Source organism: Photobacterium halotolerans DSM 18316 (genome assembly GCF_000425165.1).
GTDB classification, from domain to species: domain Bacteria; phylum Pseudomonadota; class Gammaproteobacteria; order Enterobacterales; family Vibrionaceae; genus Photobacterium; species Photobacterium halotolerans.
On record NZ_AULG01000041.1, the window covers coordinates 1 to 3,736 of the forward strand.

A 3,736-nucleotide genomic window follows, 5' to 3' on the forward strand; every position below is an offset into this window, starting at 1 on the left:
GACCTAGCTCTATCCTGAGCCTCAAAGGGATGCGGTGCTTTTTCTTGTTAGTGTGGAAATACTGGAAATTTTCACAGTATTTTTCAATAACTATACCGCATTTCTAATTGATAACGTGATAGCTATCAACTAACGATCATTTCTTTGTGGAAACTCCCCCGCACCCCTTGCGTCCGTCATATCGTTGAACCTCGTTTGGTAGGCACAAGGATGTGTTAGCTATGGAACGGACCATAGATGCAGTGGCATCGGAACTGAACGACATCAACACGCAAATAAAGTATTTGAGTACGTGCAAGTCTCAGCTGGAAAGTGAGTTGATCTCGTTGGTTGGGGTGAAAGAGGAAGGCGCTTGTAATGCCATGTCTGGCGCTTTCAAGGTAACGACTACCGGTAAACTGAGTCGTTCATTTTTGCCCGATGTCTCTTATGCGGACGTGGAAAAAGCGGTTGGCACGGATGCCGCCCGCGACCTCGTTAAGCATGAAATGAAAATTAAAGTGAGTGCTTTGCGTAATCTGGATGATTCGCAGCAAATGGCTCTATCACATCTGATTGTCACCAAACCAGCAAAGACCGCTGTCAAATTGGAGACAACCACGGATGAGTAGCTTTCTCGACTACATAAAACAGTCTTCCAACCGTCACGAACTGCCGCCCCGCGTGGTGCTGTACGGGACATCGAAGATTGGTAAAACCACGTTTGCCAGCAATGCCCCCGCGCCTATTTTCATTCCGACTGAGGATGGACTGTCCGGCATTTCAGGGGTGCAAGCGTTCCCGTTGTGCCGGTCCTACCAGGAAGTGCTCAATGCGGCGAATGGATTGCTGACAGAGGATCACCCGTTCAAGACCGTTGTCATTGACTCTGGTGACTGGCTGGAAAGTCTACTGCATGACCATATAGCTCAGGCTCAGGGCAAGAACAACATTGAAGATTTTGGATACGGCAAGGGTTACGGGTTCGCCTGTGATGAGTTTGTTTCGTTCCTCAATCTGCTGGACCGGCTGCGCACTGAAAAGCAGATGATGATCATCATCATCAATCACCATGAGGTGAAGCAGTTTAACGATCCATCGTCTGAGAGCTATCACCGCTACTCGCTGAAACTGCACCGAGGCGCACAGGAGAAGCTGCAGGAGTGGGCCGACGTGATCGGGTTCGCCACTTTTAAAACGATGGTGCTCAAGGAAAGCCAGGGCTTTAACAACTCAAGGAACAGGGTTGGGGGCAGTGGTGAGCGAATCCTGAACCTAGTAGAGAAACCCGCATGGGTGGCAGGCAACCGCTACGGATTGGCGGACGATGTGCCTTTCACTTTTGAGGCGTTCGCTGCTGAGTTCAAGGACAAAACGGGCCGAGAACTGGCCTAAGCGAACAAACCCAAGGAAGGGATAACAACATGTATTTGGATGAGCTATTCGGCGCACCTGTGCAGTTTTCAGAAGAAAACTTAGCGGGCGCGGGCGGCGGTTTTGCGCCGCTTGAAATTGGTAATGTCCGCGTGTCGGTTGATTCTGTCGAGCCAAAGGAATTTCAGGGCGGCAGAAAGATCAGTTACACCGCAACCATTATCGAAGGGAAAGGCGCGGGCCGTAAGCTGTGGCTGGATTTCTCGGTGCAGCACACTAACCCGAAAGTGGTTGAGATTGCCCTGCAGGAGATCGAACGCTTCTTCATGGCGGCAGGCGTGCATAACCCGAATTCACGACCGCAGATCGACGCGCCGGTCGGTCGTACTGCAGTCATTCGCGTGACGTACAACGACAAATCGACGTTCCCTAATTACCGCTATCTGACGGGTGCCGGTGCGCCTCTTGTTGTGGATGGTAATTATTTGCCGGTGCCTAAGCACGTAATGGACGATTACGAGCGCAAGCAGGCAGAAAGGGAAGGCGCAGCGCCGCAAGGCCAGGCGCAACAAGCAGGCATGGCACAGGTGGGCGCACAGGCTGGCATGGCACAGGCTGGCCATCAACAAATGCCATGGGGCCAATAACAGTACCGTGACGGGTATTTGTGGAACGACTGTTCCACGATCATGGATGAAGAACGGGGCCAAGGATGGCCCCACCTTTAACGGACCTGCCAATGAAACATAAATTCCGATATCAATTCTCTGAGCGAGAACGCGCCCGCCTGCGCGCCTTGGTGAAAGTATTCATCGAGGACCAGCGCATTAACATGGCTGAATTTTCGCGCCGGTTGGGCATCACGCAGCCAACGCTGTCAAATTACCTGAACCCAGCAAAAACCAATAAACGCGCATTGCCATTGAATACTGATTTCATTCTGGCACTGGCTCGCGCCATGGGTAAGCAGCCCTATTATCTGGTCCCTGATCTCAAGCTGGGCTTTGTGGATGAGGTGCCCAGCGATGACTGATACCTATCATCAATTGCCGGTTCAGTGGGCAAAAGAGGCCATTAAGGCCGCACAAGACAGGCCAACGCCCCGCCCTCACCTGGGCGCGTCGCAGATCGGCAATGAGTGTCGGGCAGACCTGTGGCACGGCTGGCGCTGGAACGTGAAAGCTGAGTTCGATGCAGAGACACACCTGCGCTTTCTCGATGGCCATCGCTCTGAGGATGTCATGGCTGACTACCTGCGCAAAGCGGGCGTGAAGCTGTCAACAGGCACGGCCAACGGCGACCAGCACCGCGTCTCGATGTTCGGCGGTCACTTCGCCGGTTCGCTGGATGGCATTATCCTCGGCGGCGTGCCATGGCATCACGACAAAGACGAGCGCAGCGTTTGGGAACACAAAGCTGTCAACGAGAAGAAATTCAAAAAGCTGATCGAACTGGATCAGAAAAAAGGGCTTGATGCCCTGGTTGAATGGGATGAAGTTTACTACGCCCAGGGCCAGATCTACATGCTGCTAAAGGGTATCAACACCCACTGGCTGACGTGTTCAACACCTGGTTGCCGAGACTTCACCGCTGTCATGACAAAGCTGAATCGTGACTACGCACAAGCAATGCTGGCCAAAGCGGAAAACATCATCACGAGCTTCAACATCCCGCCCCGTGCGTTTGCCAAGCCGGATTTTTATAAAGCGAAGTTTCTCAACAGCTACGACATCCTGTACCGCGACAAGATACCGGCACCCAACCACCGAAACAGTATTTTTGCCAACCCGCTACACAGCGAGGACCGCAAAGACGGCGCATGGCGTGACGATTACACCAAGCGCATTGTTCCGGTCTCTGAGCAGGACATTGCCCCGCTTCATCACCTGTATATCCCTGACCTGATCCCGTTTGCAGATTGCGTTGAGATTGATGGCCAGAACGACAACCCGATGTGGGTTAAGTACGTCATGGATGACGGTACTGAGTTCTACAACTGCCACGAAGGTATGCAAGGCAACATGGCATTCAGTTCGCGCGAACTGGCCCACCTCACTGCCGAGCAAATTCGAGATCCTAACGTCAACGATATTCGCATGAAGCTAAGCGGTGTCGTGACGGGGTAACGAATCATCTTTTAATCAATAAGTTATGGTGCATTAGGGGGCAAGGATGCCTAAAGGATACACCGGCACAAAAACGGACGAAAAAGATCGCGACACATGGCGAACGCCCAGCCAGGTTTTTGCCTCACTCAATGCTGAGTTCATGTTTACCTGCGACGTTGCCGCCAGCGATCAGAATCATTTGGTTGTGCCTTATTTGACTGCAGAAAAAGACGCGCTTAACCCGCATACATTGTGGGGCGCGGTGAACTGGTGCA

At 52.4% G+C, this 3,736-nt stretch carries 6 protein-coding genes; all 6 read left to right on the plus strand.

The features are described 5' to 3' along the window. Nucleotides 1-221: 221 nt before the first annotated feature. Nucleotides 222-611, plus strand: a complete 390-nt coding sequence (locus H511_RS0109040) for a DUF7173 family protein (RefSeq protein ID WP_027252013.1) — start codon at nucleotides 222-224, stop codon at nucleotides 609-611. Next, complete coding sequence (locus H511_RS0109045; protein WP_051288019.1) at nucleotides 604-1,374, plus strand: ATP-binding protein; 771 nt, start codon at nucleotides 604-606, stop codon at nucleotides 1,372-1,374. The genes H511_RS0109040 and H511_RS0109045 overlap by 8 nt, the downstream gene beginning before the upstream one ends. Nucleotides 1,375-1,403: 29 nt before the next feature. Continuing rightward, nucleotides 1,404-2,000 (plus strand): DUF669 domain-containing protein, encoded by a 597-nt coding sequence (locus tag H511_RS0109050; RefSeq protein WP_027252015.1) that lies wholly within the window; start codon nucleotides 1,404-1,406, stop codon nucleotides 1,998-2,000. 92 nt (nucleotides 2,001-2,092) lie between these two features. Next, entirely contained in the window at nucleotides 2,093-2,386 is a 294-nt protein-coding gene (locus H511_RS0109055) for a helix-turn-helix domain-containing protein (protein WP_027252016.1), read from the plus strand. Continuing rightward, nucleotides 2,379-3,479, plus strand: a complete 1,101-nt coding sequence (locus H511_RS0109060) for a hypothetical protein (RefSeq protein WP_027252017.1) — start codon at nucleotides 2,379-2,381, stop codon at nucleotides 3,477-3,479. Before H511_RS0109055 ends, H511_RS0109060 begins: the two co-directional genes overlap by 8 nt. Nucleotides 3,480-3,525: 46 nt before the next feature. Next, on the plus strand, nucleotides 3,526-3,736 hold a 211-nt coding region (locus tag H511_RS0109065; protein ID WP_027252018.1), incomplete at its 3' end, for a DNA N-6-adenine-methyltransferase.